Annotated in this window: 25 protein-coding genes; 14 read left to right on the top strand and 11 right to left on the bottom strand. The window is 63.2% G+C overall.

The features are described 5' to 3' along the window. The first annotated feature begins 17 nt into the window (after positions 1 to 17). The 5 genes from rhaS (at position 18) to ACODSO_RS01655 (ending at position 6,145) form a co-directional block, all read left to right on the top strand. Positions 18 to 1,097, top strand: a complete 1,080-nt coding sequence (rhaS, locus tag ACODSO_RS01635) for a rhamnose ABC transporter substrate-binding protein (protein ID WP_489034528.1) — start codon at positions 18 to 20, stop codon at positions 1,095 to 1,097. A gap of 21 nt (positions 1,098 to 1,118) precedes the next feature. Beyond that, the gene (locus ACODSO_RS01640; protein WP_489034529.1) at positions 1,119 to 1,460 is read left to right on the top strand and encodes an L-rhamnose mutarotase; all 342 of its coding nucleotides are present in this window, start codon (positions 1,119 to 1,121) and stop codon (positions 1,458 to 1,460) included. Next, positions 1,457 to 2,626, top strand: a complete 1,170-nt coding sequence (gene rhaI / locus ACODSO_RS01645) for an L-rhamnose isomerase (RefSeq protein ID WP_489034531.1) — start codon at positions 1,457 to 1,459, stop codon at positions 2,624 to 2,626. The genes ACODSO_RS01640 and rhaI overlap by 4 nt, the downstream gene beginning before the upstream one ends. Before the next feature lie 82 nt (positions 2,627 to 2,708). Beyond that, positions 2,709 to 4,754: a bifunctional aldolase/short-chain dehydrogenase gene (locus ACODSO_RS01650; protein ID WP_489034532.1), complete on the top strand. Its 2,046-nt coding sequence runs from the start codon at positions 2,709 to 2,711 to the stop codon at positions 4,752 to 4,754. Further along, positions 4,754 to 6,145, top strand: coding sequence for a rhamnulokinase (locus ACODSO_RS01655; protein WP_489034534.1), 1,392 nt, complete (start codon positions 4,754 to 4,756; stop codon positions 6,143 to 6,145). Before ACODSO_RS01650 ends, ACODSO_RS01655 begins: the two co-directional genes overlap by 1 nt. 45 nt (positions 6,146 to 6,190) lie before the next feature. Here the strand turns inward: ACODSO_RS01655 and ACODSO_RS01660 are convergent, their stop codons facing one another. Then, the gene (locus tag ACODSO_RS01660; protein ID WP_489034753.1) at positions 6,191 to 7,690 is read right to left on the bottom strand and encodes a GntP family permease; all 1,500 of its coding nucleotides are present in this window, start codon (positions 7,688 to 7,690) and stop codon (positions 6,191 to 6,193) included. A gap of 111 nt (positions 7,691 to 7,801) precedes the next feature. On the opposite strand from ACODSO_RS01660, the gene ACODSO_RS01665 reads away from it, so the two are divergent. The 3 genes from ACODSO_RS01665 (at position 7,802) to fabG (ending at position 10,310) form a co-directional block, all read left to right on the top strand. Then, the gene (locus tag ACODSO_RS01665) at positions 7,802 to 8,737 is read left to right on the top strand and encodes a lysophospholipid acyltransferase family protein (RefSeq protein WP_489034536.1); all 936 of its coding nucleotides are present in this window, start codon (positions 7,802 to 7,804) and stop codon (positions 8,735 to 8,737) included. Positions 8,738 to 8,750: 13 nt separating this feature from the next. Beyond that, positions 8,751 to 9,485 carry a lysophospholipid acyltransferase family protein gene (locus tag ACODSO_RS01670; RefSeq protein ID WP_068371613.1) on the top strand — a complete coding sequence of 245 codons (735 nt, stop codon included), beginning with the start codon at positions 8,751 to 8,753 and terminating at the stop codon, positions 9,483 to 9,485. A gap of 66 nt (positions 9,486 to 9,551) precedes the next feature. Beyond that, positions 9,552 to 10,310, top strand: a complete 759-nt coding sequence (fabG, locus tag ACODSO_RS01675; RefSeq protein WP_068371616.1) for a 3-oxoacyl-ACP reductase FabG — start codon at positions 9,552 to 9,554, stop codon at positions 10,308 to 10,310. Positions 10,311 to 10,388: 78 nt separating this feature from the next. Here the strand turns inward: fabG and ACODSO_RS01680 are convergent, their stop codons facing one another. The 4 genes from ACODSO_RS01680 to ACODSO_RS01695 form a co-directional block, all read right to left on the bottom strand. Beyond that, complete coding sequence (locus tag ACODSO_RS01680) at positions 10,389 to 11,183, bottom strand: SDR family NAD(P)-dependent oxidoreductase (protein WP_489034538.1); 795 nt, start codon at positions 11,181 to 11,183, stop codon at positions 10,389 to 10,391. 53 nt (positions 11,184 to 11,236) lie between these two features. After that, a complete protein-coding gene (locus ACODSO_RS01685; RefSeq protein ID WP_489034755.1) occupies positions 11,237 to 12,082 on the bottom strand; it encodes a 3-hydroxybutyryl-CoA dehydrogenase in 846 nt (281 codons plus the stop codon). A gap of 5 nt (positions 12,083 to 12,087) precedes the next feature. Next, positions 12,088 to 13,245 carry an acyl-CoA dehydrogenase gene (locus ACODSO_RS01690; protein ID WP_489034540.1) on the bottom strand — a complete coding sequence of 386 codons (1,158 nt, stop codon included), beginning with the start codon at positions 13,243 to 13,245 and terminating at the stop codon, positions 12,088 to 12,090. A gap of 113 nt (positions 13,246 to 13,358) precedes the next feature. Beyond that, positions 13,359 to 14,009 carry a TetR family transcriptional regulator gene (locus ACODSO_RS01695; protein ID WP_489034542.1) on the bottom strand — a complete coding sequence of 217 codons (651 nt, stop codon included), beginning with the start codon at positions 14,007 to 14,009 and terminating at the stop codon, positions 13,359 to 13,361. A gap of 156 nt (positions 14,010 to 14,165) precedes the next feature. On the opposite strand from ACODSO_RS01695, the gene ACODSO_RS01700 reads away from it, so the two are divergent. The 5 genes from ACODSO_RS01700 to ACODSO_RS01720 all read left to right on the top strand — a co-directional run bounded on the left by ACODSO_RS01700 (position 14,166) and on the right by ACODSO_RS01720 (position 20,558). Beyond that, positions 14,166 to 15,557: a xylulokinase gene (locus ACODSO_RS01700; protein ID WP_489034544.1), complete on the top strand. Its 1,392-nt coding sequence runs from the start codon at positions 14,166 to 14,168 to the stop codon at positions 15,555 to 15,557. A 116-nt stretch (positions 15,558 to 15,673) separates the two neighbouring features. Next, the gene (locus ACODSO_RS01705; RefSeq protein WP_489034545.1) at positions 15,674 to 17,356 is read left to right on the top strand and encodes an HNH endonuclease signature motif containing protein; all 1,683 of its coding nucleotides are present in this window, start codon (positions 15,674 to 15,676) and stop codon (positions 17,354 to 17,356) included. 210 nt (positions 17,357 to 17,566) lie between these two features. Next, positions 17,567 to 19,057 (top strand): flavin-containing monooxygenase, encoded by a 1,491-nt coding sequence (locus ACODSO_RS01710; protein WP_489034546.1) that lies wholly within the window; start codon positions 17,567 to 17,569, stop codon positions 19,055 to 19,057. Continuing rightward, positions 19,054 to 19,899 (top strand): SDR family NAD(P)-dependent oxidoreductase, encoded by an 846-nt coding sequence (locus ACODSO_RS01715; protein WP_489034548.1) that lies wholly within the window; start codon positions 19,054 to 19,056, stop codon positions 19,897 to 19,899. The genes ACODSO_RS01710 and ACODSO_RS01715 overlap by 4 nt, the downstream gene beginning before the upstream one ends. After that, positions 19,896 to 20,558 carry a TetR/AcrR family transcriptional regulator gene (locus ACODSO_RS01720; protein ID WP_489034549.1) on the top strand — a complete coding sequence of 221 codons (663 nt, stop codon included), beginning with the start codon at positions 19,896 to 19,898 and terminating at the stop codon, positions 20,556 to 20,558. Before ACODSO_RS01715 ends, ACODSO_RS01720 begins: the two co-directional genes overlap by 4 nt. A gap of 4 nt (positions 20,559 to 20,562) precedes the next feature. Here ACODSO_RS01720 and ACODSO_RS01725 read toward each other — a convergent pair whose 3' ends face one another. Next, entirely contained in the window at positions 20,563 to 21,492 is a 930-nt protein-coding gene (locus tag ACODSO_RS01725) for an alpha/beta hydrolase (RefSeq protein WP_489034551.1), read from the bottom strand. A gap of 85 nt (positions 21,493 to 21,577) precedes the next feature. On the opposite strand from ACODSO_RS01725, the gene ACODSO_RS01730 reads away from it, so the two are divergent. After that, positions 21,578 to 22,147 (top strand): TetR/AcrR family transcriptional regulator, encoded by a 570-nt coding sequence (locus ACODSO_RS01730; RefSeq protein ID WP_489034553.1) that lies wholly within the window; start codon positions 21,578 to 21,580, stop codon positions 22,145 to 22,147. Between the two features lie 38 nt (positions 22,148 to 22,185). Here the strand turns inward: ACODSO_RS01730 and ACODSO_RS01735 are convergent, their stop codons facing one another. Genes ACODSO_RS01735 through ACODSO_RS01755 form a run of 5 tightly spaced genes read right to left on the bottom strand, consistent with a single transcriptional unit; the run spans position 22,186 to position 26,864 of the window. Beyond that, complete coding sequence (locus ACODSO_RS01735; protein ID WP_489034555.1) at positions 22,186 to 22,923, bottom strand: sulfite exporter TauE/SafE family protein; 738 nt, start codon at positions 22,921 to 22,923, stop codon at positions 22,186 to 22,188. Beyond that, entirely contained in the window at positions 22,920 to 23,915 is a 996-nt protein-coding gene (locus ACODSO_RS01740) for an ABC transporter ATP-binding protein (protein ID WP_489034557.1), read from the bottom strand. The genes ACODSO_RS01735 and ACODSO_RS01740 overlap by 4 nt, the downstream gene beginning before the upstream one ends. After that, positions 23,908 to 24,942, bottom strand: coding sequence for an ABC transporter ATP-binding protein (locus tag ACODSO_RS01745; protein WP_489034559.1), 1,035 nt, complete (start codon positions 24,940 to 24,942; stop codon positions 23,908 to 23,910). The genes ACODSO_RS01740 and ACODSO_RS01745 overlap by 8 nt, the downstream gene beginning before the upstream one ends. Then, a complete protein-coding gene (locus ACODSO_RS01750; protein WP_489034560.1) occupies positions 24,939 to 25,922 on the bottom strand; it encodes an ABC transporter permease in 984 nt (327 codons plus the stop codon). The genes ACODSO_RS01745 and ACODSO_RS01750 overlap by 4 nt, the downstream gene beginning before the upstream one ends. Before the next feature lie 12 nt (positions 25,923 to 25,934). Then, positions 25,935 to 26,864, bottom strand: a complete 930-nt coding sequence (locus tag ACODSO_RS01755; protein ID WP_489034561.1) for an ABC transporter permease — start codon at positions 26,862 to 26,864, stop codon at positions 25,935 to 25,937. Positions 26,865 to 26,900 lie beyond the last annotated feature (36 nt).

Consider the following 26,900-nt stretch of genomic DNA (forward strand, 5'->3'; position numbering starts at 1 on the left):
CCCTCGAAAGGACCCTCATGTCCCGCTTCTCCCGGCGCCTCGCGCCACTGGCAGGCGTCGCAGCCTTGTCCCTCGTGTTGACCGCATGCGGCGGCACCACTCAGGATTCGGCCTCGGATTCCTCCGACAGTGGCAGCCGCGCCACCGGCACTGCCAACCCCGACGCCCCGATCACCGAGGGACTGAAGGTCGCATTCTTGCCCAAGCAGCTCAACAATCCCTATTCCGATATCGAGGTCGCGGGCGGTGAGACCGCCGTAGGTGAGTTCGGTGGTGAGTACAAGCTCGTCGGACCGAACGATGCGAGCGCATCCTCACAGGTGTCCTACATCAACACCCTGATCCAGCAGAACCAGGACGTCATCGGTATCGCCGCGAATGACCCGAATGCCGTGTGCCCGTCGTTGAATCAGGCACGCGATGCGGGCATCAAGGTCGTGACGTTCGATTCCGACGCATCCAAGGACTGCCGGGACCTGTTCATCAATCAGGCCACCACCGAAGGCGTCGGCGAGGCGCTCGCGAAGATGACCAGCGATCAGATCGGTGGCAGCGGCAAGATCGCGATTCTGTCGGCAACCCCCAACGCCACCAATCAGAACGCCTGGATCGAGGTGCTGAAGGAACAGCTCGCTTCGAACCCCGAATACGCGAACATCGAACTCGTCGCCACGGTCTACGGAAACGACGACGACCAGAAGTCGTTCCAGGAAACACAGGGGCTCCTGCAGACCTACCCGGACCTGAAGGCCATCGTGTCCCCGACGACGGTCGGTATCACAGCCGCAGCGCGGTACATCTCGTCGTCGAGCTACAAGGACAACATCGTTCTCACCGGTCTCGGCACCCCTAACCAGATGCGCGAGTACGTCAAGGACGGCACCGTGAAGCAGTTCGCACTGTGGGATCCCACCGACATCGGTTACCTTGCTGCTTACGCGGGTGCGGCACTGGCGTCGGGACAGATCACCGGAGCCGAAGGCGAAACGTTCACGGCAGGTGAGCTCGGCGAGTACACGATCGGCGCCGACGGGGAGCTGGTGCTCGGACCGCCCACCGTGTTCGACGCTGCCAACATCGACCAGTACGACTTCTGATCGAGCCGGCCTCCGAAGACCATGAACAGGTACTGCTTCACACTCCAACTGAGGCCCGAATCCGTCCCCGAGTACACCGAGCGTCACGCCGAGGTGTGGCCCGAGATGCTCGAGGCATTGAAAGTCAATGGCTGGAACAACTATTCACTGCACGTCCGCGCCGACGGGCTGATCGTCGGATACGTCGAAAGCCCTGATCTCGGTGCGTCGCAGAAGGCGATGAGCAGTACCGAAGTCAACGCGCGGTGGCAGGCCGAGATGGCGCCGTTCTTCACGGATCTCGGCTCTGCCACGCCGGACGAAGGATTCGTCCTGCTGTCCGAACTATTTCACCTCGAGAGTCAGATGGGTATCGAATCATGACCACCGCTGCACTACAGGACATCTCGGCGCTCGCCGACTTCGGCATCGAGGTGCCGAGCTGGGCGTACGGCAACTCCGGCACCCGATTCAAGGTCTTCAGCACCCCAGGTGTACCGCGGACCCCCTTCGAGAAGGTCGCCGATGCGGCTGAGGTCAACCGAGTGACGGGCGCGGCCCCGCGGGTGTCGCTGCACATTCCGTGGGATTATGTCGATGACTTCGGCACGCTGGCTGCATTCGCCGCCGACAACGGAGTGACGCTCGGTGCGGTGAACTCCAACGTCTTCCAGGACGACGACTACAAACTCGGCTCGCTGACCAACGCGGACCCGAAGATCCGCGCGAAAGCGGTTGCACACCATCTCGAATGTATCGATGTCATGCGTGCGACCGGATCGAAGATGCTCAAGCTCTGGCTGCCCGACGGCACCAACTACGCAGGCCAGGACTCCATCCGTGCGCGGCAAGATCGTTTGTCGGAGTCGCTGCAGGAGATCTACGCAGGACTCGACGACGATCACCGGTTGCTCATCGAGTACAAGTTCTTCGAGCCGTATTTCTACACCACCGATATCCCCGACTGGGGAACCTCGCTGCTGCACTGCCTCGCCCTGGGCGACAAAGCTCAGGTCGTCCTCGACACCGGCCATCATGCGCCCGGCACCAACATCGAGTTCATCGTCACCCAGCTCATTCGTCAGAACAAGCTCGGCGCGTTCGACTTCAACTCGCGCAACTACGCCGACGACGATCTCATCGTCGGTGCGGCGGATCCGTTCCAGCTGTTCCGAATCATGCACGAGATCGTGGCCGCAGGAGCACATCTGCCGAATTCTGGGATCAACTTCATGCTCGATCAGTGTCACAACATCGAGCCCAAGATTCCCGGTCAGATTCGTTCGATCATGAACGTTCAGGAAGCGACGGCCAAGGCCTTGCTGGTCGACGCCGTAGCGCTCGACGACGCCCAACGCGGCGGGGACGTCCTGGGCGCACACGCGGTGCTGATGGACGCCTACAACACCGACGTCCGCGGCCTCCTCGGTGATCTACGCGAGTCCAAGGGCATCGATCGTGATCCCGTTGGTGCCTATGCGCGATCAGGCTACGCCGAGCGCATCGAATCCGAGCGTGTCGGCGGAAACCAAGCGAGCTGGGGAGCCTGATGCTGGAGACGCCAAAGCTGCAGCAGAGTTGCTCGGCATCTCGTACGCCCATGTCCAGCCTCGACTCAGGAGAACACCTTCAGTGAGCACCTCGGAAAACACGACGATCTCGGACTTGATTGCCCGCTCCAATCGGCTCGGCGCAGACGCACGCAACACCAACTACGCGGGTGGCAACACGTCCGCCAAGGGAACCGACACCGATCCCGTCACCGGTGAGAGTGTGGACCTGTTGTGGGTCAAAGGATCCGGCGGCGATCTCGGCACGCTGCAGCCGTCCGGTCTCGCTGCGTTGCGGCTCGATCGGGTACTGGCGCTGAAAGATGTCTACCCTGGCGTCGAACGCGAGGACGAGATGGTCGCGGCGTTCGACTACTGCCTGCACGGGAAAGGTGGCGCGGCACCGTCGATCGACACCGCCATGCACGGTCTCGTGGAAGCCAACCATGTCGACCACCTACACCCCGATTCCGGAATCGCCTTCGCGACTGCAGCGGACGGTGAAGAACTGACACGTAAGTGCTTCGGTGACCGGGTCGTGTGGGTGCCGTGGCGCCGTCCAGGATTTCAGCTCGGTCTCGACATAGCGTCCATCGCGGCACAGAACCCGCAGGCAATCGGCTGCATCCTGGGCGGTCACGGCATCACGGCCTGGGGAGAGACGAGCGAGGAATCCGAGCAGCGGTCGCTCGAGATCATTCGTGCCGCGGAGAAGTTCATCTCCGACAACGGGCGGACCGACCCGTTCGGTGGAGTCATCGCCGGATTCGAAGCGTTGCCTGCAGAGGAGCGGCGCGCGAAGGCCGCGTCGCTGTTCCCACTGATCCGAGGTCTCGCGTCGACCGATCGGTCACAGGTGGGCCACTTCGACGACAGCCCAGCCGTTCTCGAATTTCTGGCCGCCGAGGAGCATCCCCGTCTCGCGGCACTCGGGACGTCCTGCCCGGACCACTTCTTGCGTACCAAGGTTCGCCCCATGGTGCTCGACCTGCCTCCTGCAGCGTCGGACGAGGAAGTCTCGGTGCGGCTGAAGGAACTGCACCAGTCCTACCGCGACGACTATGCCCGCTACTACGACGAACACGCCGAGGCCGACAGCCCGGCCATGCGGGGCGCCGACCCGGCGATCGTCCTCGTCCCGGGTGTGGGGATGTTCTCGTTCGGTGCCAACAAGCAGACCGCTCGTGTCGCAGCGGAGTTCTACCTCAACGCCATCAACGTCATGCGCGGCGCGGAGGCTATGTCCACCTACGCGCCGATCGACGAACGCGAGAAGTTTCGGATCGAGTACTGGGCGCTCGAGGAAGCCAAGCTTGCCCGGATGCCGAAGCCGAAACCGCTGGCCACGAGAGTCGCGCTGGTCACCGGAGCGGCGTCGGGAATCGGAAAGGCGATTGCGACGCGGCTGGCCGCCGAGGGCGCGTGCGTCGTCATCGCCGACCTCGACGCGGACAAGGCGATGGCCGCGGCAGCCGAGATCGGCAATTCCGATGTGGCGGTGGGTATCGCAGCGGACGTCACCGACGAAGGGCAGATCGCCGACGGTATCGCAGCGGCCGTCCTTGCGTTCGGTGGTATCGACCTGGTGGTCAACAATGCGGGCCTATCTATTTCGAAGCCACTGCTCGAGACGACGGCGAAGGACTGGGATCTGCAGCACGACGTCATGGCCCGCGGGTCGTTCCTCGTCTCGCGGGAGGCTGCGCGGATCATGATGGCGCAGGGCCTCGGCGGAGACATCGTCTACATCTCGTCGAAGAACTCGGTGTTCGCCGGTCCCAACAACATCGCGTACTCGGCGACGAAAGCAGATCAGGCACATCAGGTTCGACTGTTGGCGGCCGAGCTCGGCGAACACGGTATCCGCGTCAATGGCATCAATCCCGACGGGGTGGTCCGCGGATCGGGGATCTTCGCCGGCGGCTGGGGTGCGAAGCGTGCCGCGGTGTACGGCGTCGAAGAGGAGAAGTTGGGCGAATACTACGCGCAACGAACACTTCTCAAGCGTGAGGTGCTCCCGGAGCACGTAGCCAACGCGGTGTTCGCGTTGACCGGCGGGGAGCTGACCCACACCACCGGCCTGCACATTCCGGTGGATGCAGGCGTCGCAGCCGCATTCCTGCGCTGATGGGAGTGTTCGCGGCCGTCGATCTCGGCGCGTCGAGTGGACGGGTCATGCTCGGTCGGATCGAGCACGGGCGGGTCAGGTTGGACGAAGTGGCACGGTTCGAGAACCGACCCGTGCGCTTGAACGGTTCGCTGCACTGGAACATCGTCGATCTGTATCAAGGGGTTCTGGGTGGGCTGCGCAAGCTCGTCGACGGCCTCGAAGGTGAGACGCTGACGTCGATCGGAATCGACACCTGGGCAGTGGACTACGCGCTCTTGGCTCCGGACGGCTCGATGCTCGGCATCCCCTTCCACTACCGAGATGCACGCAACGACGGCGAGCATGCGGACCTGTTCCTTCGGAACGGCATCGCACAGCTTCCGTTCAACACCGTGTATCAGTTGCTGACCGAATCGACCGATCGACTGGCTTCGGCACACCGGATGCTCATGATTCCCGACCTGCTGGCGTACTGGCTCACCGGTGTCGCGGCAGGTGAAGTCACCAATGCGTCCACAACTGGGATGCTGAATCCGACTACGCGCGAATGGGATCGCGACCTCCTGGCCGAAGTAGGTCTCAAGCCGGATCTGCTGCCGCCGCTGCTCGTGCCGGGTCAGCGAATCGGTGCGCTGAGACCGGACGTCGTCTCGCTCGTCGGAACTCGAGCGGACGTCGTTGCCGTCGGGACTCACGACACGGCGTCTGCGATCGTGGCGGTTCCCGCGGAATCGGCGAACTTCGCCTATATAGCCTCCGGCACGTGGTCTCTCGTCGGAGTCGAGGCACCGGGACCGGTCATCTCGGCCGCAGCCAGGGACGGCGGCTTCACCAACGAAGCCGGTGTCGACGGAACCGTTCGCCTGCTGCGCAACGTCATGGGAATGTGGCTCGTTCAGGAGTCACTACGTCAGTGGGAACGTGACGGCGTCACGTATGCGCTTGCGGACCTGCTGGCGGAAGCCGAGAGCCTCGGTGACGTGGGGGCCGTCGTCGACCCGGATCTTCCGGTGTTTCTGCCACCAGGTGACATGCCGTCGAGGATCGCCGAAGAGTGCAGGGCTGCAGGTGTTCCTGTTCCGTCCACCGCCGCCGAGACTGTCCGCTGCATCATGGACAGCCTCGCGGCGGCATACGCCCGGTCGGTCCGCACCGCCGGTGAGTTGGCCGGAATCGACATCGAGACGGTGCACATCGTCGGAGGAGGCTCGCAGAACGAACTGCTGTGCCAGCTGACTGCCGACGCGACCGGCCTTCCCGTCGTCGCCGGACCGGTAGAGGGCTCGGCACTCGGAAACGTTCTGGTGCAAGCCCGTGCGGCCGGCGTGATCGCGGGTGGAGTGGCAGAGCTACGCAGCGTCGTTCGTCAGTCGTTTCCACTGACTCGCTACCTGCCGCGGCGTAGCTGACGCCGGTCCCTGGAAGATCACCCGTCGTTGGAAAATCACGTGCTGTTAGAAAATCACCCAGAGTATCGACGCCACTGCGAATACCGACAAGCCGAGTGTCGTCTCCATGACGGTCCATGTCTTGAGTGTCGTTTTCTCGTCCATGCCGAAGAAGCGACTGACCAGCCAGAAGCCGGAATCGTTGACGTGCGAGAGCACGGTGGCTCCTGCTGCAAGGGCGAAGACGAGAAGCGCGATCTTGAAGTTGCTGAGGTCCTGTTCGCCCACCTGCACTGCGATGAGTCCGGCAGTGGTGGTCAATGCGACCGTCGCCGATCCCTGTGCGACTCGTAGCGCCGTGGCAATGAGGAACGCCTGCAGGATGATGGGCAGACCCAATCCCGACAACGACGAGGTAAGGGACTGGCCGATGCCGCTCGCTCGCAGGACGCCGCCGAACATTCCACCTGCGCCGGTGATGAGGATGATGGAGCAGATGGGTCCGAGCGCCTGATCCATGAACTTGGAGGCGTCGCCGATGGGGAAGCGGCCCGGTGCCAGCAGGAACAGCGCGAGCAGCAGTGTGATCAGCAAAGCGATCGGTGTCTGACCGAGGAGTACGAGCGCTGACGCCCAGGTTGTGTCGCCGTCGATCACACCTGCGGACGCCAAGGTGTTGACGATGGTGTTCAACGAGATCAACACCAACGGTGTCAGCAGAATCAAGAGGACGACGGGGAAGCTCGGCGCGGCTCCGAACTGTCCGGACGAGTCGTCTCGGCTGTCGCTGTCACCGCTGTCACTGCTGTCACTGCTGTCACCGGTGCTTGCGGTCTTGGTCCCCGTCTTCGTGGTGGCAGTCTGCTCGGGTCCGGCCTTCTTGGGCCCGTTGTTCTGGGGTCCCGCAAGCAGGTCGACCGTTGCGACGTCGAATCGGCGACCCAACGCAGTACCCACGAGGTAGGAGCCGACGAACCACGACACGACGGCCACCGGGACACCGACGAGCAGAACCGTACCGATGTCACCGCCCAGCAGTTCTGTTGCGGCAACCGGGCCGGGGTGTGGCGGGACGATCGCGTGCATAGCGGCGAACGCGCCCGCGGTGGGGAGTGCATAGAGCAGGATCGACCCGCCGAAGCGACGCGCGACGGTGTAGATGATCGGAAGGAAGACCACGAGGCCGGCGTCGAAGAAGATGGGGAAACCGAAGATGAGAGCGGCGACGCCGAGAGCCAATGGTGCTCGTTTGGCGCCGAACCGGTTGATCAGGGTGTCGGCCAATACTTGTGCGCCACCGGTGATTTCGAGCAGTCGCCCGACCATCACCCCCAGGGCCACCAACAGTGCCACCGATCCGAGGGTGGAGCTGAAGCTCGACAGTAGCGCGTCCGGCACCTCCGCCAGCGGAATGCCGGCTGCGACGGCAGTGACAGCACTGACGAGGACGAGTGAGACGAACGCGTGCAGTTTGACCTTCATGATGAGAAACAGCAGTACGGCAACCGCTGCTGCAGCGATCAAGAGTAGTGCCGTCGTTCCGTATGCCGGTTCGATCGGATCCATGAGTACCTCGTTCATTGCAGGAGATTTCGACCCTATCGGACATATGCATGGTCGCGTGGGGTTCCACCGGGTCGATCTCATGGCCTTGACCGCGCGAGTACCGTGCCTCGTATGAGTGATGCAGATCACCGAAACGCCGAACTGCAGGAGCAAGCTCAGCGACAGGCCGCAGCGGCCAGAGTGAAGATGAAGCATCGTCGCGAGCAGCACGAAGGGGGATTGGGGGGATACGTTGCCGAGCGGGCGGGGGACTGGAGTCTGGACGACCAGAACACTGCTGCAATGGACAAACAGGCTCGCTTCTGGAGTGTTGTCACGGACCGGTGGTTCCGTATGGAGATCGACGGGTGGGAGAACATTCCCGATCCGCCGGTACTCGTAGTCGGGGTCCATTCCGGTGCGCCGTTCGTGTGGGACGCATGGACCGTCGGTGCACAGTGGTGGCGTCGTTTCGGAGCGTCACGCACGCTGCACGGAACAGCACACGATGCGTTGATGGCTTTTCCCGTCATCGGGAAGGTGTTCAGGTCGATGGGGGTGTTGCCCGCGGCGCCGGATTCGATGTCGACGGCGTTGGCAGAGGGTCGGGACGTCATCGTCTGGCCGGGAGGTGAGGTCGACTCTTTACGGCCGTGGAGTGATCGCGACGTCGCTACGCTCGCCGGGAGGACGGGATTCGTCAAACTAGCTATCCGGATGGGTGTTCCGATCGTGCCGGTCGCGACCGTCGGTGGTGCCGATGCGATGCCGGTGCTGGTCCGCGGCGACACGCTGGCGCGGGTGTTGCGGCTCGACCGAATCGCACGACTCAAAGTGTTCCCGATCGCATTGTCGCTGCCCTGGATCATCTCGCCCGCCGCACTGCCGCAGATACCGCTGCCGGCCAAGATCCGCACGCGATTCATGCCGCATGTCAGCGTCGATCACGATCCTTCGCTGTGCGAGGACGAGGACTACATCGAAGCGAAATACGACGAGGTTCGGCGACAGATTCAAAGCGGGATGGACGACCTGGCCAGGAAGCGACGGTTTCCTATCTTCGGGTAGCTAAGCTCGACTCATGGATCGACCCGCGGTAATTCTGGAGAACGACGAGACCGTTTACGACTTCTACCTGCGTCATCAGCAGAACCGACAGGTCGCGAGGCTGGCCTATGCGGCCCTTGCCCGGCGGTTCAAGCCGCGGGTGAGCTATTCCGAAGGTGCGCGCGAGGAAATCCGCAGGCTGGTCTACGACGACACCCGACTGATCATCGCCGTCAATCACGTCTCCGAGACAGACCCGTACACCGTCGCTGCGGCAGCGTGGGCCAGCCCCTTGCGCCCGGCGATCGGTAGGACGCGAGTGTTGGCCAAGGACGAGTTGTTCCAGGAACCCAAGCAGCGCAAGCGAATCGACATGATGGGCGGCATCCCGGTCTTCCGCGGCAAGAACCACGGCATGCGCGCGGTCAGCGCAGCGGGCAACAGGATGATGGATGTCAGCGCGGAACGTGTCCGACGCGGGGACGATCTTGCAGTGTTCCCGGAAGGTACGTGCAACCTGGTCGATCCGACGCAGATTCAACATGTCGGTAGCGGCATCGGCCACATCGCTGCACGGATTCGCAAGCTCGGCGTCGAGCCGGTTCTGATCTGTATGGGCTTGAGTTACGGTCCTTCGCAGAACCTGAAGTCCGCAAGCGTCTACATCGATCAACCGATCACCGAATTGCCGGACAAGCCGCTCCACATTGTCCGCACCGTGGCGGACGGAATGCAGAAAGCGCTCGACGGTGCAGTGGCCGCCTACTGAGCGGTAGCTCGGTGTTGGTAGAACAGATCAAGAGGTTCCCGTATTTCGCAACTTCAGGAGACACACGTGAGTGATGCAGTGAAGACCGCCGTAGTGACCGGAAGCGCACGAGGAATCGGCGCCGCCGTAGCCAAACGATTGGCCAAGGACGGATTCGGTGTCGCCGTCGTCGACCTCGACGAAGCCGCATGTGCCGATACCGTCGACGCCATCAAGTCGGCCGGCGGTCAGGCCGTCGCAATCGGCGCGAACGTGGCCGACGAGGAATCGGTGCAGACGGCGGTCGACCGTATCGCGTCCGAATTCGGTGCGCCGACCGTGCTGATCAACAACGCGGGAATCACGCGCGACAACCTGCTGTTCAAGATGACCGTCCAGGATTGGGATTCCGTGCTCGGCGTGCACCTGCGCGGATCGTTCCTGATGACCCGCGCGGTGCAGAAGCACATGATCGACGCCAAGTGGGGTCGGATCGTCAACTTGTCGAGCACGTCGGCTCTAGGAAACCGCGGGCAGGCGAACTACTCGGCAGCCAAGGCGGGCATGCAGGGATTCACGAAGACTCTCGCCATCGAGCTCGGTAAGTTCGGCGTGACCGCCAATGCGATCGCCCCGGGGTTCATCGAGACCGAGATGACTGCCGCCACCGCGGAGCGTGTCGGGGTGCCGTTCGAGGACTTCAAAGCTGCTGCAGCGTCGCAGATTCCGGTCAATCGCGTCGGAAATCCGGATGACATCGCGCATCTCGCGTCGTTCTTCGTCAGCGAGGGTGCGGGCTTCATCTCAGGCCAGGTCGTCTACGCCGCGGGTGGCCCGAAGGATTGATACTGCTCCGCCTCGGGGCATGGGTAGTCACGTTTCGACGGTGACTACCCATGTTCCGTTGTGGCAGGCGCGGGGAGTTCAGGGCAGGATCGAGTCCACGTATCCGCCGTCGACCCGCAGGGCGCCACCCGTCGTCGCGGACGCCTGATCCGAGCTCAGGTACACGATCATGTTGCCTACCTCTTCAGGTTCGATGAGTCTGCCGATGAGCGACTGGGGGCGGTTCTCCTTCATGAACTTCGCCTGCGCCTCGTCCCACGGAAGATCGTCGCCGACGAGTTCTGCGACGAAGTCCTCGACGCCCCCGGTGTGCGTCGGGCCGACGATGACCGAGTTGACCGTGACACCGGTTCGCGCTGCAGCTTTCGCGAACCCGCGCGTGACCGCGAGCAGTGCGGTCTTGGTCATCCCGTAGTGAATCATCTCCTCGGGGATCACCACCGCGGAGTCGCTGCAGATGTTCTGGATTCGACCCCAACCATTTTCGGTCATTCCGGGCAAATAGGTGCGGATCAGTCTGATGGCCGACAGGACGTTCACCTCGAAGTACCGACGCCACTCGTCGTCGTCGATTTCCAGAGCCGGGGCAGAGCCGAAAATGCCGAGATTGTTCACCAGAATGTCGACGACGGGTACCCGCTCGGTCAGTCGCTCGACGCCCTCGGCGGTGGCAAGATCGGCCGCGACCCCGATGATCCGAGCGCCAGGAATGGTATCGACCAGGTGCTCTTCGGCTTTGTCGACGGTGGACTGCGAGCGACCGTTGACCACAACCCGCGCACCGGACCGCGCGAGCTGCGTCGCGATGGCGAGCCCGATGCCTTGCGTCGAGCCGGATACGAGTGCTGTGCGGCCGTTCAGATCGATGTTCATGAGCCTCTCCCTGCTCTGTCGGATGTGACTCCAGTGTGCCTGAAAATTACAGGTCAGTACGTATAGAAACCTTTGCCGCTCTTGCGGCCGAGCATGCCCGCGTCGACCATCCGCTGCAACAGCGGCGGTGGCGCGTAATGCGGCTCGCGGAATTCGGCGTACAGGGATTCTGCGACGGCCAGGGTGACGTCGAGTCCGACGGTGTCGGTGAGACGCAGCGGCCCCATCGGGTGGGCGCACCCGTTGACCATGCCCTCGTCGATGTCCTCGGCGCTCGCGAAGCCGGACTCGAGCATGCGGATGGCCGAGACCATGTACGGAATCAGCAACGCGTTGACGATGAATCCGGCGCGATCACCGGCGCGGATCGTCTTCTTGCCCAGAGTGTTTCCCGCGTAGTCCGTCACTGCAGCCACGGTTTCTTCGCTGGTGAGCAGGCTCACGACGATCTCGACCAACGGAAGCACCGGTACGGGGTTGAAGAAGTGGACCCCGACTACCTTGTCGGGACGCTTCGTCGCATTGGCCATCTTGATGACCGGGATCGACGAGGTGTTGGTGGCCAGGATCCCCTCGGGCTTGACGATGGAATCGAGCTTGCCGAACAAGTCCAGCTTGAGCGATTCGATCTCCGGAGCTGCTTCGACGACGAGGTCGCGGTCGGAGAAGTCGGCAATGTCGAGAGTCAACGTGATTGCAGCGCGTGCCTTCTCGGCTGCACCCGCCTCGATGCGTCCGGACTTGACCGCGCGAGCGAACGACTTGTCGAGGCGTGCTTCGGCGGCGTCGGCCGTGGCCTGGCTGGTTTCGAGAATCAGGACCGAACTACCGGAGCGAGCACACATCTCGGCGATTCCGGCTCCCATGGTACCGCCGCCGATGACGCCTACGAGGTTGATATCGCTCATTTGAGCAGCGCCCGCGACATGACGACACGCTGAATCTGGTTGGTGCCTTCGTAGATCTGGGTGATCTTCGCGTCACGCATCATGCGCTCGACCGGGAAGTCGGTGGTGTAGCCCGCGCCGCCGAATAGCTGTACGGCGTCGGTGGTGACCTCCATGGCCACATCGGAGGCGAAGCACTTCGCTGCCGCGGAGATGAACCCGAGGTTCTTCTCACCGCGCTCGGCACGAGCGGCCGAGGTGTACACCATCAGACGTGCGGCTTCGACCTTCATCGCCATGTCGGCGAGCATGAACTGGACGGCCTGGAAGCTGCTGATCGACTGCCCGAACTGCTTGCGGTCCTTGGTGTACTCGATTGCCGCGTCGAGCGCGCCCTGCGCGAGGCCGACGGCCTGAGCGCCGATGGTGGGGCGGGTGTGATCGAGGGTTTCGAGCGCAGTCTTGAATCCGGTGCCGGGCTCTCCGATCATGCGGTCGCCGGGGATCTTGCAGTTCTCGAAGTACAGCTCGGCGGTGGGCGAACCCTTGATGCCGAGCTTCTTCTCCTTCGGCCCGACGACGAATCCTTCGTCGTCCTTGTGAACGATGAACGAAGAGATGCCGTTTGCGCCCTTGTCCGGGTCGGTCACGGCCATGACGGTGTACCAGTCGGACTTGCCGCCGTTGGTGATCCAACACTTGGAGCCGTTGAGGATCCAGTCGTCACCCTCGGCCTTGGCGCGGGTACGCATGCCGGCCGCGTCGGAGCCGGCTTCCCGCTCGGACAGTGCGTACGACGCCATTGCGCCGCCCGCGAGCGACGGCAGAACCTGCTGCTTGAGCTCCTCGGAACCCTTGAGGATCAGGCCCATCGTGCCGAGCTTGTTGACGGCAGGAATCAGCGAGGACGAGCCGCAGACGCGGGCAACTTCCTCGATGACGATGCAGGTAGCGACCGAGTCGGCGCCTTGGCCGTCGTATGCCTCGGGAACGTGGATGGCGTTGAAACCGGAGTTGTTGAGTGCAGAAAGCGCCTCGTCGGGGAAGCGGGCATCCTCGTCGACCGCCTTGGCGTACGGTGCGATCTCCTTCTCGGCGAGCGCGCGAATGGCCGCGCGCAGTTCGTCGTGCTCTTCCGGCAGGCGAAAGAGATCGAAATCCGGGTTTCCGGCCATGCTGCCACTCTCCTAGGGCTATGGGCTGCGCGGCACTGAGTGCCACAGATTTCTTGATGGTACCGAGCCGAGGCGGTGAAGACAAGGATCGATGGCACCGAGTGCCAGCAGTTCTAGTCCCAGTGCTCGGCGAGGGCGTCGGCGATCGCCGACCGCGAGGTGCCACGTGGAAAGACAGCGACGACTACCTGCTCGGATCCGGTGTCGAATCCGGCGCGGACCTTGCCGAGTGCCTCCTCGAGGTCGCTCGCGCTGGTCGGAAAGCCGTCCCGAATCATCCGTCGCAGTATGTAGTTGTGCGTCGCCGTGACCGAGGCCGAGAACTGCAGAATCTCCAGGTGGGAGTGGTTGGGAAGTGCCTGACGAAGATAGTCGACGAACAATCGGTCGTACCGAAAGACCGTGACTATCTCGCGGTCGCGTAGCGCCGGGTTCTCGTGCACGACCTGATACCGCAGTCGAGATTGTTCCTTCCAGCCGGAGAAGCGTTCGAATACCAGCTGGGCTGCTTCGCAGACGGCGATCCAGGGATCCTTGTGCGGTCGTTCCAGGAACGACGCGGTCTGCTCGAGCAGGATTTCGTGGTCGGCGAAGATGACGTCGTCCTTGCCGCGAAACTGCCGGAAGAAGGTCCTGCGCGAAATTCCCGACGCTTCGGCGATGTCGTCGACCGAGGTGGCGTCGTACCCGTTCACTGCGAACAGGTCGAGGGCTGCTTTTGCCACGGACAGGCGAAAGGCGTCGGAGTCCTCGGAGTCACGCATAGTGCATGAACGTAGTCCATGGTGTGGCCGGACCCGAGTCGTAGCGAGATTCGAGTCCGAGCGCGATCCGATTCGACCGAGCCGAAGTTCCGAACGAGTGGCGCGGACGACTGTAGGGTCGTGAAAGAAATACCCTCACCGTGAAGGATGGAAGTCTTGGCTCTCGTTGCAGGAATCGACTCGTCCACTCAGTCGTGCAAAGTCTTTGTCCGAGATGCTGATTCGGGTGAGGTCGTGCGGCGCGGACGGGCGCGTCATCCCGACGGTACCGAGATCGGTCCAGCAGTGTGGAAGGCCGCGCTCGACACCGCCATCGACGAAGCAGGTGGTCTCGACGACGTCGACGCGGTGGCCGTCGGCGCGCAGCAGCACGGGATGATCTGTCTCGACGAGTCCGGCGAGGTCGTTCGGCCGGCGTTGCTGTGGAACGACACGCGATCGGCGTCGTCCGGAGCCGATCTCGTCGAGGAGTTCGGGGGAGGTCGAGCGTGGGCGGACGCAGTGGGCGTCGTCCCGGTCGCGGCGATCACCGTCGCCAAGCTCCGGTGGCTCGCGGACCACGAACCCGAGAACGCTGACCGCACCGCGGCGGTCTGTCTCCCGCACGACTGGCTCAGTTGGCAACTCGGCGGCGCGGTCGGTCTCGACTCGTTGGCCACCGACCGTGGTGACGCCAGCGGGACCGGCTACTACTCCGCCGGGACCGACGCTTACCGTGAGGATCTGCTGGAACTGGGTATGCGTGGCCGACAGCCACGCTTGCCGCGGGTCGCGGGGCCGTACGACCGGATCGGCGAGACGGCGTCCGGAGCTGTGATCGGACCAGGAACCGGTGACAACGCCGCAGCGGCACTCGGTTTGGCCGCGAAGGTCGGCGATGTCGTGGTCTCGATCGGCACGTCCGGAGTCGTCTCGGCCGTCACCGATGTCGCTGCGGCCGACCCGTCGGGAATCATTGCAGGGTTCGCCGACGCAACAGGTCGACAACTTCCATTGGTGTGCACGTTGAATGCTGCGCGTGTTCTCGACGCGACGGCATCCTTGTTGGGCGTCGATCACGACGGACTATCCCGGCTAGCGTTGTCGACCCCGAGCGAGGGTCTCGTACTGATTCCGTACTTCGAAGGCGAACGGACCCCGAATCGACCCAACGCCTCCGGCGCAATTCACGGTCTACGCCTTGGTAATTCGACTCCGGGTCATCTGGCGCGCGCCGCGCTGGAGGGCCTGCTGTGCGGCTTGGCCGACGGCATCGACGCGCTCCGGGCCGCAGGGGTCGACACGCGCAGGGTCCTGCTCATCGGCGGCGGCGCCAAGTCGGCAGCGCTGTGCGAACTCGCCCCGGCGATCCTCGGTGTACCCGTCGTCGTCCCCGAGCCGGGCGAGTACGTCGCCGACGGCGCAGCGCGCCAAGCGGCTTGGGTGCTGGCGGGAACCCCTGAGCCGCCGCAGTGGGCGTCGGCGCGTGCCCGCATCTTCGAAGCCGACCCGAATCCGGAAATCCGTGAGCGGTACGCGGAGGTCCGAGATCTGACCGAAGGCGTCTGACCGACGTACTGAGTGTTCCTAGCCGAAGGGCATCGCCCATAAATTCGTCATCGTCGATTCGAACGACATTCGAACACGTGTTCGACAAGGGTTAGTTTTCGGGGTATTCTTGGAGCATGCTTTCGGGGGAGGGTGTCGCCGGTTCGGCCGACGATCCAGGGGTCGTCAGTGCACGTGGTGTGCTCGCGATTTCCGACCGGACCTTGTGCGAGGCCGTCGAAGCGATGGAAGCTGCGTGGAAGTGTGTTGCAGCTGTTGATTCGAGTCTTGTGGTCGACGCCGATCGGCGGGCGGTGATGGTGCGGATGGAGACGCTGTCGCGGGCGATGTACGGCACTTCGCATACGTGGTTGACCGAGTTGGTCGAGAACGACGGGTTGGCGGTGTTGCCGGAGAAGACGAATCCGTCGCGGTTGGGGTGTTTGTTGCGCGTCGATCCGTTGGTGGCGGGTAAGCGGATCAAGATCGCTGCCAAGCTTTCTCGGCGTCGGGCGATGACCGGGGAGCAGCTCGATCCGGAGTATCCGACGACTGCGGAGGGGCATCGTGGCGGCGAGATCGATGCGGCGCATGTGAAAGTCATCGACAAGTTCTTCAAGAACTTACCTTCGGCGGTCGATCACGAGTCGAAAGTGCAGTCCGAGATGCTGCTCGGCAATCTTGCGAAAGAGGTGACACCGGAGCAGCTGCGCGTTGCTGCCGCACGTTTGCAGGCGTTGTTGGATCCGGACGGCACGCTCGATGAGAAGGATCCGTCGAGTAAGTGCTACTTCCGGCTCGGGGCTCAGGACGCGGATGGGCTCAGCAAGGGCAGCTTCGTCATCGATGCGGAGTGTCGGGCGTATCTCGAGCCGCTTCTGGCGAAACTCGCCAAGCCCGGCAACTGCAATCCCGACGAGCCGACGCCGGTGGTCGACGAGCCAGAAGGCAGTGGCGAGGATCGGGGCGGCGAGGATCGGGGCGGCGAGGTTCAGGATGGCGACGAGCCTGGGCCGGGGGATGAAACAGACAGCGACCCCACTCTGTTCGGCGGTCCGGGCGGCTCTGGTTCCGGTGGTCCAGGTTCCGGGGGTAGCGGTTCTGGCGGTGCTGGGTCCGGTGGCAGTCCTGGTGGCCGCGATCCTCGTGATACCCCGACTGCCGAGGACGACGAGCGTCGGGCGGGTCGGGATGGGCGTAGTCAGGGGCAGCGGAACCATGATGCGTTCAAGGTGATTCTGCGGCAGATGCTTGCTTCCGGCGCGGTCGGGCAGCAGCGTGGGTTGCCGGTGACTGCGATCATCACGATGACGGCGAAGGAGCTGGAAGCCGCATCGGGGCATGCGGTGACCGGTACCGGGTCTCTGGTGACGATTCGGGATGCGATTCGCATGGCCTCGCATGCTCATCATTACCTGGCGATCTTCGACGACGATGGACGGGCTCTGTATTTGGGTCGATCCAAACGCATCGCTTCTGCTGATCAGCGGATCGTGCTGATCGCTCGCGATCGAGGGTGTAGCTTTCCGGGCTGTACTCGGCCTGCGGTGTGGTGTCAGGCCCATCATGTGACCGATTGGGCGCGTGGCGGTGATACTGATGTCGATTCGTTGACGTTCGGGTGCGATCTGCATCATCCGCTCGTCGGCGACGGACCGAACGATTGGGCGACGACCACTACCGGTCCTGATCATCCGCAACCGGGCCGTACGCAGTGGCATCCACCCGAGGCGGTCGACCCGGGCCGTCGAGGGCTTGTCAATCATTATCACCATCCGCAGGAGTATCTGTATCAGGATCCCGAGGACCCCGAACCGTAGCGAACCGAGCCGTAGTGAACCGAACTGCGGGACCCGACACTGCAAGCGGCACAGCGCAACACATGTGCCGCTTGCAGTCGTGCTGTTGTCACTTGCTCATCCTGGCTGGGACGCTCGCGAGAGGTGCGGCTATTGCGGAATCGCGCGTCATCACTTTAAATGTGATGACGCGCGTCATCGGTTGCCGCGCGGTGGTGGGAGGGACGCAGGATGCATGTACATTCCGTAGTGATCATCGGCAGCGGCTTCGGTGGTCAATGCGCGGCGAAAGCGCTGCTCGACCGGGGTATCGACGATCTTGTCATCCTCGAGAGACGATCGTTTCTCGGCGGGACGTGGCGACAGAATCGGTATCCGGGTGCTGCGGTGGACGTGCAGAGCCCGCTGTACTCGATAGCGTCAGAGCCGTTCGAGTGGACGCGGATGTTCGCCGAGCGCGAGGAGCTCGAGCGCTACACCGACCACGTACTGGAGTCGAACGGGTTGCCCGCTCGAACGCATTCCGACACGGACGTTCAGAGAATCGAGTGGTCCGGAGACCATTGGAAGATCACCACATCGCGCGGTGACTACGCGGCGAAATTCGTGGTGAACGCATCCGGCCCCCTCAGTACCCCCGTCATTCCGCCGTTTCCTGGCCGTGAGCGATTCCAGGGCACCCAGTTCCACACCAACGACTGGGACACGGACTTCGAGCATGCCGGACAGCGCGTCGCGGTCGTCGGCAGTGGGGCCAGCGCCGCGCAGGTGATTCCTGCGATCGCCCCCGACGTGGAACACCTGCATGTCTTTCAACGCACACCCCACTGGGTGATGCCGCGCAACGACCGCGAATTCACTCCGCTGCAGCGAAGATTGCTTCGCGTGGAACCCATCCGCAAGCTCGTGCGCTCTGCGATCTACTGGAGTCTCGAGACTCGAATCATCGGTTTCAAATACTCGCGCCGTGCCTTGAAAGCGGTCGCCCAGCGTGCTGCAGTGAAACACTTGACAACTCAGGTGCCCGACGCGGATCTGAGAGCGAAGCTCACCCCGGACTACCTCATCGGATGCAAACGAGTGATTCTGTCGGACACGCTGTACCCATCGCTGGGCGCATCGAACGTCACGCTGCACGACAAGAACGACGGCATTGCCGAGATCACCGAAACAGGTCTTGTCACTACCTCCGGCGAACACGTCGACATCGACCTCCTCGTGTGGTCCACCGGATACGACGCCACCGACGGCGTCATCTCGTACCCGGTGATCGGCCGCGATGGCCGCGCATTGTCGGACGTCTGGAACCCCTACCCGCGGGCCTATCTGGGAACGACTGTTCCGGGATTCCCCAACCTGTTCATCGTGACCGGCCCGAACACCGGAATCGGGCACACATCTGCGATCTTTCTCATCGAGGCGCAGATGGAGTACATCGTGCGAGCCGTCGACGCGGTGCGGACGGCCGGTGCTGTCGCCGTCGAAGTCACATCCGCTGCGGAGCAGGACTACACCGACAGAATTCACCGCGACATGGAGGGCACGGTGTGGAAGGACGGCGGCTGCCACAGCTGGTACCAGTCGCGGTCCGGGCACGTCGTGGCGATGTTCCCTGGATTCAGCTTCACGTTTCGGCGTTGGGCCAAGAGTTTTCGACCGGAGGCGCACCACATTCACATGGCACCCACAGGGGCCGCCGCGAAAAACGAGGTATCGGCATGAAAGATCATTCCGGACAGGTCGTTCTGATCACCGGTGCCGCCGGAGGGATAGGCGCAGCAGTGGCCGCAGCGCTGCATCGCCGCGGGGCCTCACTCGTACTGGTCGATGTTGTCTCATCCGACCTCGACGGGGTCGCAGCAGCACTGGGGAAAGACCGCGTTGTCATCGCCTACGCGGACGTAACGCAGCGCGAGCAGTTGGACGCAGCAGTTGCTACTGCACTGGCGACCTTCGGTCGTCTCGATGTGGTGTTGGCGAATGCCGGGATCTCCAGTGGCACACAGGCGTCGACCATTCGTTCGGCGGAGGACGGGATATTCGAGAAAGTCCTCGGCGTCAACCTCCTCGGGGTGTGGAATACGGTGCGAGCCGTACTGCCGCATGTTGTCGAATCCGGTGGGTACATCCTGCTGACGTCGTCGACGTACGCGTATCTCAACGGTCTCGCCAACGCGCCGTACGCAGCCTCGAAGGCTGGTGTCGAGCAGCTCGGTCGAGCGCTGCGGACCGAATTGGCGGGCACCGATGCCACAGCCGGGGTGCTCTATCCGGGATGGGTGTCGACGCCGATCGCCGACGTCGCGTTCGGCGGAGACGACATCGCGACAGCGCTTGTCGCCAAGGCGTTCCCGACGCCTCTGCGGCGTCCGATCTCGACGAACAAGCTCGCGCGTGGAGTAGTGCGGGGGATCGAGCGTCGAGCACCGCGGATTCAGGTACCCGGACGGTGGATACCCATTTCCCTTCTCCGGGGCATCGTCAACCCCATCTCCGATGCAATGCTCGGCCGGAACGCCGACATCATCCGTCTCACAACAGAGCTCGACGGTCGAAGGAAGTGACCACGGACTCCGAGACGCCCGGACGGGCGTATCGCGGCGAGAGCGCCGAGGATCGCGACGAGCGGCGCCGCAGGCAACTGCTCGATGCCGGGTTGCGTGTGTTCGGCAGTGTCGGCTATCGAGCGGCAACGGTCCGCGGTCTGTGTCGCGAAGCCAAGGTCGCCGATCGACACTTCTATCAGCATTTCGACGGAACCGAGGATCTGCTGCTCGCCGTCTACGGCGAGTGCATCGCGCACCTGACGGAGTCGATTGCCCACGCGCTCGCGGACGTCGACTCCGGCAGCGATATCGAGACAGTGGTCAGACGAGGTCTCGACGCATTGTTCGAGCGCGTCGAGGACCCGCACCTCGCGAGAGTGGTCTGGATCGAGGTGCTCGGGGTCAGTCCCCGCGTCGAGCGGACGTACCTCACTGCGATGCAGCAATTCGGTGCACTGATGCTCGACTATCTGCGCGCCTTCGACCCCGATGTTGCATCCGGCCTCGACGTCGACCTCGATCTCCTTGCCGCCGCGGCAGTCGGCGGAATCAGCCACACCGCGATGACGTGGTTGGCGAGCGAGTATGCGGCCGAACGCCGCATCGTCGTTGCGACCACTGCGGCTTTCCTGAATAGCATCGTCGTACCGCTGACCGGCAACTCGCAACCCGGCTGACGTCTTACGGCGTCAGCGGCACTGCCCATTTCAAGAATGCCAACTGCTCTTCGACGACGATCGGGAAGAGTGGCTGGATATAGGGGTCGAAGTGGCCGCCCTTGTGGATGTGCACGGTGATGTCGGGAATCTTCTGTGCTGTCTTCAAGGACACCGATGCCGGGGTGACCGCGTCGTCGGACATGATCTGAATCAGTGTCGGGCACTGGATCTTCGACGCCGTTCGGCCGGGGTTGTAGAGCCCGACCCGCAGAAGTATGCGGGCAGCGACAGTTTCGGGGTAGTCACCGTTCTGAAGGCTGGATTCGGCGAGAAGTCGGTCGCGTCCGGGCATGGCATCAGGAGAGGTCATGACTGCGACATCTCCTGGACGGCCGACGGATTCGACGTAGCGCGGCGACTTCTTCAGGAGCGCCCGCGCTTGGTCGATCACTGCCGAGGGCAGGAGGCGCAGCGTGCGTCGCAGTCCTGTCACTCGGACGGCAGCGAGTCCGTTCACATGCGGAATCTGAGCGATGACAGCGGCGAATTGCTCGCCCGCACCGGCTCTGGTGAGGACGTGTCCGCCGGCGAACGAGGTGCCCCAACCGACGATGCGTTCGGAGTCGACGCCGTCGACTGTTCTCGCGTAGGCAACTGCGTTGCGCCAGTCCTCGAGTTGCTTCTTGATGTCGAGCAGCTGTCGTGGTTGCCCGTCGCTGTCCCCGAAGTGGCGGTAGTCGAATACGAGTACCGTGTAGCCGGCCCGGACGAAGACCTCCGCGTATGCAGAGAGACGAATCGCACGAGGGGTGGCAAATCCGTGGGCCATGACGACCGCCGGTGTGTCGGTGGTGGCACCGACCGGGCGGTACACCGCGATCGCGCAGCGAACACCGTCCGATTGGAACCATTCGTCACTGCGGGTGTACTGGCTACGGTCGTCGGAGTTCACGAACTTGCCCTTCGGTCGTATTCTTGATCGAAATTCAAGAAGAGACTAACAGCATCTTGAACGACGATCTAGATAGAGTGTGGGGATGCCGCGTAACCGCCGACCCGTCGACAGAGCCGAGAAGCGGTCCGAGATCGTCGGGGCAGCGACAACGTTGTTCACCGGCGACGGCTACGAGCACACGTCGATGGGGCGGATCGCAAAGGCGGCGGGAGTAACCACCAACACCATCTACTGGTACTTCCGCGACAAGGACGAGTTACTGGTGGGGGTACTCGACGACATCCACGACGAGGCGCTGAGCCGGTTCGTGGCGCTCGAGTCGCCGCGCCTGCGGGAGCGAGTCCTCTGGGTGGTGGACGAGCTGGAGAAGTACCACCGGCTGGTCGAGACAGTGCACGCGCGAACGTCGATATCCGCATGTATCGACAAGTGGCACACTAGCTTCCACGATAGGTGGGAGGGATGGATCGGCGCGGAACTGCGTGGTGCCGGAACGTCCGAGGCCGACACCGAACCGATGACGCGAATGATCGTCTTCGTGATCGAGAGCATGCTGACTCATCCCCAGGACGACGTCGCCAAACGCGCCATCGTCGACCTCATGTTCCGGACGGTCGACACACCGAGTCAGAACCGGCCTTCTCCGACTTGATTCATGTCGTCAGGCATTCCATGTCGCGGCCTGGATACCTAGAGTGCCGTCAGTTGCTGCCCGATCAGGACGACCGCTCCGATGGTGGAGACGATGATGGCGGTCAGTCTCAGCCGTCTCTTGTCCATGACGCGATTGACGTATCGGGAAAGTACGTACCCGAGAATCGTCGCGGGGGCCAGGATAACGAACAGCAGCGCGGTGTGTCGGTCGATTGCTCCGGCGACTGCGAGCGCCCCCAGCGACATGATCGAGCCGACCAGAAAGAACGCACTCATGGTGCTTCTCAGCTTCGCGCCCGTGTTGCGTTGCCAGACAAGCGCCATCGGCGGTCCACCGATGGATGTCGCGGTCCCGAGCAAACCTGACGCCGCACCCGCCATCACCAGATTCCGCCTGCGAGGCAATGGAATCCATCCGAACGATGTCAGCGCAATGCCCGCGAGGACGACCGCCGCGAGCATCAACGCCAGACCCCGCTCCGGGAGCGCTACCAGCAGCAGCGCGCCCAGTATGGTTCCCGGAATTCGTCCTGCCAGAGCCCAACTCGCTCCGGACAGATCCAGCGAGGTTCCTTCGCGCACCAGCACCATCGTGGTGACGAGAACCGCCAGCATGATCAAGGTGCCGGGAACCAGGGCTGGATCGACGATGGCGACGATCGGCGCGGCCAGCATGCCCATGCCGAACCCGATCGATGCCTGCATACATGACGCGAAGAAGATGGCCAGCGCGACGACGACGAAACCAGTCGTGCTGAGGTGGGTAACACTCATTTGCCTGCGGCGACCAAATCGAGATTGCCGGAGACCAAGGGGTAGTGGCACTCTGCCATGTGGTCCGCCTCGTCTCGATCGAGGGCAACGGGCGGAGCGTCCGAAGCGCAGAGGTCGGTCGCCTTCCAGCAACGTGTTCGGAACCGGCATCCCGACGGGGGATTCAACGGCGACGGTACTTCTCCCTTCAGCAGGATACGCTCGCCACGCGAGGCGGCGTCGAGCTTCGGAGCTGCCGACATCAGAGCCGCGGAGTACGGATGGCTCGGACGGTCGAACACCGCCTCCGTCGCACCGGACTCGACGATTCGGCCGAGGTACATCACGGCGACTCGGTCGGCGACGTGTCGAACCACCGAAAGATCGTGCGAGATGAACACGTAGGAGATGCCGAGCTGCTTCTGTAGGTCGTTGAGCAGATTGAGCACCTGCGCTTGCACCGACAGGTCGAGCGCGGACACAGGCTCGTCGCAGATGATCACGTCGGGGTTCAGTGCGAGCGCGCGTGCGATACCGAGGCGCTGACGCTGACCGCCGGAGAACTCCTGCGGGAAGCGGTGCTCGTCGCTCGGACGAAGTCCCACAAGGTGCAGCAGCTCGCGGACGCGTGCCGAGCGGTCTCGCCGAGTCTTGTACAGGCTCTTGTGGGTTCGCCACGGCTCGCTGATGATGTCTCCGGCATTCATTCGCGAGTTGAGAGACCCGTAGGGGTCCTGGAAGACCATCTGAACGCGACGGCGGAATCCCAGCAGCTCCTTACCCCTGAGCGAGAATGGATCGACGCCGTCGAAGTCGACGGTTCCGGAGTCCGGACGCTCCAGCATCATCAAGGTGCGTGCGAGAGTGGACTTGCCGCAACCAGATTCGCCTACGAGGCCGAGTGTCTCGCCTTTGCGTAGGTCGAGGTCGATTGCGTCGAGCGCGCGGAGGTCTCCCCCGCCTACCTTGAACGTCTTGTTCAGACCGCGGACGGTGAGGAGTTGGTCATGCATGTGGCACCTCGTTCGGGAAGTGGCAAGCAGAGAGACGACCGTCTCCTACTGGCTCCAGGGTGGGTCGCTGTGCGACGCAGACGTCGCGAGCCAGGGGGCACCTGGCCTGGTAGACACATCCCTCGGGAATGGAATGGAGGTCCGGAGGGGTGCCACCGATCGAGGCGAGGTCCTCGCCCCGAACCGCGTGGACGGGAACCGAGTCGAGCAGCCCTTTGGTGTAGGGGTGCCGTGGAGAACCGAAAACCTCGGACACCAAACCGGTTTCGACGATACTTCCCGCGTACATGATCGCTACACGGTCGGCTTCCTCGGCGACGAGGGCCAGGTCGTGGGTGATCAGGACGACAGCCATGTCGTGCTCGGTGCGCAGATCCCGCAGCAGTGCCATGATCTGAGCCTGGACGGTCACATCGAGCGCTGTCGTCGGCTCGTCGGCGAGAAGTACGGACGGGCTGAGTGCGACGGCCATCGCTATGAGAAGGCGTTGGCGCATGCCGCCGGAGAACTGATGGGGGTACGAGTCGACGCGTTCTTCCGGTTGCGGAATTCCCACGCGCGCCATCAGCGAGATGGCTTCCTTGCGAGCCGCTTTGGCGGACAAGCTACGGTGAATCCGAAACGGCTCGGCCAGCTGGGTCCCGACGGTGTAGACCGGGTTGAGTGCCGTCAACGCATCCTGAAAAACGATTGCGAGTTCCGTTGCGGCGATGCGGCGTCTGACCTTGTTCTTGGCATTGACCAGATCGACCCGACCACTCTTGTCGCTGCCGATTTCGACGGATCCGTCGGTGATGTCCGCGATGGGTTCGAGCAGTCCGACCACCGCCTGAGCCGTCATCGACTTGCCGCACCCGGATTCGCCGAGCAATGCGAGAGTCTCACCGCGGCGCGCGCTGAAGCTGACGTGATCGACCGCCCGGATCACTCCCGAGGGTGTTCGCAGGTCGACCGTCAGATCCCGGACGTCCATTGCGATGCGGTCGGTGTCAGGACTCTTCTCCCTGGCCACTGCTGGTGCACTCATGAGACGACCTTCCGAGTGGGAACGAGGCGGGACCTCTTCGAACGGGGGACATTGAGACGCCAGCGCTGCGCAGGATCGGTGGCGATGCGTGCCCAGGCTGCGAGCACGGTAGCGGAGACAGTGGTGAGGACGATTGCAAGGCCGGGGAAGAACGACAGCCACCATGCGGTCTGGAGGTACGTCCGTCCCTGTGCGACCATCAGCCCCCAGCTGACGTCAGGCGGCTGAATGCCGATGCCCAGGAAGCTGAGCGAGGATTCGGCGAGCATGACGAAACAGAAGTCGAGAGTGGCGACGGTCAGCAACGTGGGTAGCAGAATCGGAGCGACGTGACGCCTGATCACAGCCCCACTCGACGCTCCGAAGGTGCGAGCGGCGTCGACGAACAACCGGCTTTGCAGTTCGGCCGACTCGGCGCGGGCCGTACGGAGGTAGATCGGGATGCGGGTGATGGCCAGCACGAGAACGATGTTGGCGGCACTCGGCGAGAAGACGTACAGCACGACGACGGCCATGAGCAGTGACGGGAAGCTCATGATGACGTCGGCGACGCGCATCGCCGAGGTTTCGCGCCATCCGCGGTGGTACCCGGCCCACATGCCGATCATCGAACCGATGATTGCCGAGAGAATCACTGCGGGAATTGCGACGGACAGTGTTGTTCGGCACGCAACGATCAGGCGTGCCAGCATGCTTCGGCCGAGGGGATCGGTGCCGAGTACGTTCATCCAACCGGTGTCGAGTGTGAACGGAGGCAGATTGGATCGGTCGAGATCCTGATCGGTAGCGGCATCACCGATGAGCATCGGGCCGAAGATGGCCGTCAGGAATACCAGGACCAGGATTCCGGCAGCAACGGTGGCGACGCGGTCGTGCAACAGCAGTTTCCACAGCGGCGCCGAGCTTTTGCGGGATACCGCCGCAACCTGCGGGACATCCTCCGGCTCGGATGTTTTCGGTGCTTCGAAGTCGAGTGACATAACGGTGGCCTCCTAGACCTTCGCCTTGTCGCGAACGCGGGCGTCGAGCAGTGCGTAGCAGGCGTCGATGGCGATGTTGAGAATGAAGATGCTCACCGCGGTCAGCAGTACTGCTGCCTGCAGCACAGCGAAGTCACGTTGCAGGATGGCGTCGATCATCAGCTTGCCGATTCCGGGCCATCCGAAGATCGCCTCGACGACGACTGCCCCGTTGACGAGGCCGACCATGAGGTCACCCGCGACGGTCAATGCCGGTGCGGCTGCGTTGCGCAGCGCGTGATGCGTTACCACTCGAAGATCCCCGGCGCCTTTGCTTCTCGCGAGGCGGACGTAGGGGGCCGACAATGCCGACACCATTGCGCCTCGTACGACCTGCGTCAGAACGCCTAGCGGACGGATAAGCAAGGTTGCGATGGGCAGAATCCACGAGAGCATGCCGCTGTCGACACCCGAGGTGGGTAGCCAGCCGAACAAGATCGCGAAGACGTAGACGCCCATGATGGCGAACCAGAAGTCGGGGATGGATGCGGCCGTCATGGACAGCAGGCTCGAGATCCGGTCGGCGAGCGAGTTCGGGCGGTACGCGGCCCAGCAACCGATTATCACCGCGCCGAGGATGGCGAGGAACATAGTGGCGAACGCGAGCTGCAGTGTTGCGGGGAAGGCGCGTAGAGCCATTGTCGACGCGGCTTCGCCGGTGCGGAGCGAGTCGCCGAAGTCGAGATGGATGACGCCCTTGAAGTAGTCGAGGAGCTGCGTCAGAATCGGCTGGTCGAAGCCGTTGGTGGCCCGGAAGGCCTCACGTTGCGCCTGGGTCGCCGATTCCGGCAGGTAGAGGCTGGTGGGGTCACCGGTCAGTCGAGCCAGGAAGAACACCCCGATGAGCACGACGAGAAGCGGGACGAGACTGGTGTAGATCCGACGGCGAAGGAAACGGAACATTTCTTCATCGCCTCCCTGTGAGTGAAGTGATCATGG

Source organism: Rhodococcus sp. FG69, assembly GCF_057808915.1.

Excerpts from the sequence above, each read along its gene's own strand:
- rhaS (WP_489034528.1), top strand. The coding sequence starts at position 18 with ATGTCCCGCTTCTCCCGGCGCCTCGCGCCACTGGCAGGCGTCGCAGCC.
- ACODSO_RS01640 (WP_489034529.1), top strand. The coding sequence starts at position 1,119 with ATGAACAGGTACTGCTTCACACTCCAACTGAGGCCCGAATCCGTCCCC.
- rhaI (WP_489034531.1), top strand. The coding sequence starts at position 1,457 with ATGACCACCGCTGCACTACAGGACATCTCGGCGCTCGCCGACTTCGGC.
- ACODSO_RS01655 (WP_489034534.1), top strand. The coding sequence starts at position 4,754 with ATGGGAGTGTTCGCGGCCGTCGATCTCGGCGCGTCGAGTGGACGGGTC.
- ACODSO_RS01660 (WP_489034753.1), bottom strand. The coding sequence starts at position 7,690 with ATGGATCCGATCGAACCGGCATACGGAACGACGGCACTACTCTTGATC.
- ACODSO_RS01665 (WP_489034536.1), top strand. The coding sequence starts at position 7,802 with ATGAGTGATGCAGATCACCGAAACGCCGAACTGCAGGAGCAAGCTCAG.
- ACODSO_RS01670 (WP_068371613.1), top strand. The coding sequence starts at position 8,751 with ATGGATCGACCCGCGGTAATTCTGGAGAACGACGAGACCGTTTACGAC.
- ACODSO_RS01680 (WP_489034538.1), bottom strand. The coding sequence starts at position 11,183 with ATGAACATCGATCTGAACGGCCGCACAGCACTCGTATCCGGCTCGACG.
- ACODSO_RS01690 (WP_489034540.1), bottom strand. The coding sequence starts at position 13,245 with ATGGCCGGAAACCCGGATTTCGATCTCTTTCGCCTGCCGGAAGAGCAC.
- ACODSO_RS01695 (WP_489034542.1), bottom strand. The coding sequence starts at position 14,009 with ATGCGTGACTCCGAGGACTCCGACGCCTTTCGCCTGTCCGTGGCAAAA.
- ACODSO_RS01705 (WP_489034545.1), top strand. The coding sequence starts at position 15,674 with ATGCTTTCGGGGGAGGGTGTCGCCGGTTCGGCCGACGATCCAGGGGTC.
- ACODSO_RS01710 (WP_489034546.1), top strand. The coding sequence starts at position 17,567 with ATGCATGTACATTCCGTAGTGATCATCGGCAGCGGCTTCGGTGGTCAA.
- ACODSO_RS01715 (WP_489034548.1), top strand. The coding sequence starts at position 19,054 with ATGAAAGATCATTCCGGACAGGTCGTTCTGATCACCGGTGCCGCCGGA.
- ACODSO_RS01730 (WP_489034553.1), top strand. The coding sequence starts at position 21,578 with ATGCCGCGTAACCGCCGACCCGTCGACAGAGCCGAGAAGCGGTCCGAG.
- ACODSO_RS01735 (WP_489034555.1), bottom strand. The coding sequence starts at position 22,923 with ATGAGTGTTACCCACCTCAGCACGACTGGTTTCGTCGTCGTCGCGCTG.
- ACODSO_RS01740 (WP_489034557.1), bottom strand. The coding sequence starts at position 23,915 with ATGCATGACCAACTCCTCACCGTCCGCGGTCTGAACAAGACGTTCAAG.
- ACODSO_RS01745 (WP_489034559.1), bottom strand. The coding sequence starts at position 24,942 with ATGAGTGCACCAGCAGTGGCCAGGGAGAAGAGTCCTGACACCGACCGC.
- ACODSO_RS01750 (WP_489034560.1), bottom strand. The coding sequence starts at position 25,922 with ATGTCACTCGACTTCGAAGCACCGAAAACATCCGAGCCGGAGGATGTC.
- ACODSO_RS01755 (WP_489034561.1), bottom strand. The coding sequence starts at position 26,864 with ATGTTCCGTTTCCTTCGCCGTCGGATCTACACCAGTCTCGTCCCGCTT.